This window comes from Trebonia sp. (assembly GCF_049794275.1).
Taxonomy (GTDB): Bacteria; Actinomycetota; Actinomycetes; order Streptosporangiales; family Streptosporangiaceae; genus Trebonia.
Map to the genome: position 1 here is coordinate 1 of NZ_JBARCR010000224.1, position 1,609 is coordinate 1,609.

A 1,609-nucleotide genomic window follows, 5' to 3' on the forward strand; every position below is an offset into this window, starting at 1 on the left:
GCTGTTCATGGGCGGCACCCGCGGCGGCGGGCGGGGGCCAGGACTGTCGCTCATCGCGGCGAACTCCGCCGCGCTGCCCGCCCTGGTCGCGAACCTGGCGGTCGAGATCGCGCCGATCCGGGTCAACCTCATCGCGGCCGGCTTCGTCGACAGCCCGCTGTCGGCGACCCTGCTCGGCGCGGACCTCGACAAGCGCCGTGCCCAGCTGCGCGCCACGCTGCCCATCAGGCGCGTTGTGGAGCCAGCCGACGTGGCCGCGCTCGCGGTGCACCTGATGAGCAACACCGCGGTCACGGGCGCGACCTACGACATCGACGGTGGCCAGCAGCTGCTTCCCGGAGAGTGACGTGGACCCGGATCGGCGAGTCGCCATCATCACCGGAGGCTCCAGGGACATCGGCGCCGGCCTGGTGGCCGGGTACCGCGGGCGCGGCTGGGCAGTGGTGGCCAGCGCCCGCAATATCAAGCCGTCGGAAGCCGATGACCTGCTCACCGTGGCCGGCGACATCACCGACCCGGCCACCGCGGACCGGATCGCCGACGCGGCGCTTGACCGGTTCGGCCGCATCGACACCCTGGTCAACAACGCCGGGGTGTACATCTCGAAGCCGTTCACCGAGTACACCGCCGAGGATTACGCCACCATCACCGGCGTGAACCTGGCCGGCTTCTTCTGGCTGACCCGCCGGGTCATCGCCGAGATGGCCATGCGGTACGGCGGCCACGTGGTCAACGTCTCGGCCACCCTGGCCGAGGTCGCGAACTCCGCCGCGCCGTCGGCGCTGGCCGCGCTGACCAAGGGCGGCCTGGCGGCCGTCACCAAGTCACTGGCCGTGGAGTACGCCTCGCGCGGCATCCGGGTCAACGCCATCTCGCCCGGCATCATCCAGACCCCGATGTACCCGGCGGAAAGCTACCAAGGGCTCGGCAGCCAGCTTCCCCCGCTCGGGCGCGTGGGGCAGGTCAGCGACGTGGTCGACGGCATCTTGTTCCTGGAGTACTCGCCGTACATCACCGGCGAGCTCCTGCACATCGACGGCGGCCAGACCGCCGGCCACTGACGCCGGCCGGCTAGGTCGCCGCGGCGGCCGCCTCGAGGTCGGGCAGCGCCACGGTGAGTTCCTTCCGCGAGCTGATGCCGAGCTTCGTGAACACCTTGCGCAGGTGCCACTCGACCGTGCGCGGGCTGAGGAACAGCTGCGTGCTGATTTCCGGATTGGTGTGCCCCGCCACGGCGAGCCTGACGATCCTGGCCTCCTGCGGGGTCAGCCTGGCGGCCGTCTCCGTGCTGAGCTTCGGAACCGTCCCGCCGGTGGCCAGCAGCTCGACGCGAGCGCGTTCCGCGAACCCCTCGAGCCCCATCGCGGCCAGCATCTGGTAGGCGGCGCGGAGCTGATCGCGCGCCTCCACCCGGCGCCGCTCGCGGCGCAGCCACTCGCCGTACAGCAGGCAGGTGCGGGCCAGCTCCACCCGCACCCTGGTGCGGCCCAGCCGCCCGATCGCCTGCAGGTACCCGTGCTCGGCCGCCTGTCCCTCGCTGAGCAGGGCCCGGCAGCGCGCCTGGATACCTAGCGCCCAGTTGGTCCCGGCCGCGGACGTGGCCTCGGAC

At 72.0% G+C, this 1,609-nt stretch carries 3 protein-coding genes; 2 read left to right on the forward strand and 1 reads right to left on the reverse strand.

Going from position 1 to position 1,609, the window contains the following annotated elements:
* Together WA805_RS06540 and WA805_RS06545 are read left to right on the forward strand one after the other, a co-directional pair.
* A partial coding sequence (locus tag WA805_RS06540; RefSeq protein WP_425241884.1) for an SDR family oxidoreductase occupies positions 1-346 on the forward strand: 346 nt, incomplete at its 5' end.
* The gene (locus WA805_RS06545; RefSeq protein ID WP_422285703.1) at positions 318-1,061 is read left to right on the forward strand and encodes an SDR family NAD(P)-dependent oxidoreductase; all 744 of its coding nucleotides are present in this window, start codon (positions 318-320) and stop codon (positions 1,059-1,061) included. The genes WA805_RS06540 and WA805_RS06545, both read left to right, overlap by 29 nt.
* Before the next feature lie 10 nt (positions 1,062-1,071).
* On the opposite strand, the gene WA805_RS06550 is transcribed toward WA805_RS06545, so the two are convergent.
* A partial coding sequence (locus WA805_RS06550; RefSeq protein ID WP_425241885.1) for a helix-turn-helix transcriptional regulator occupies positions 1,072-1,609 on the reverse strand: 538 nt, incomplete at its 5' end.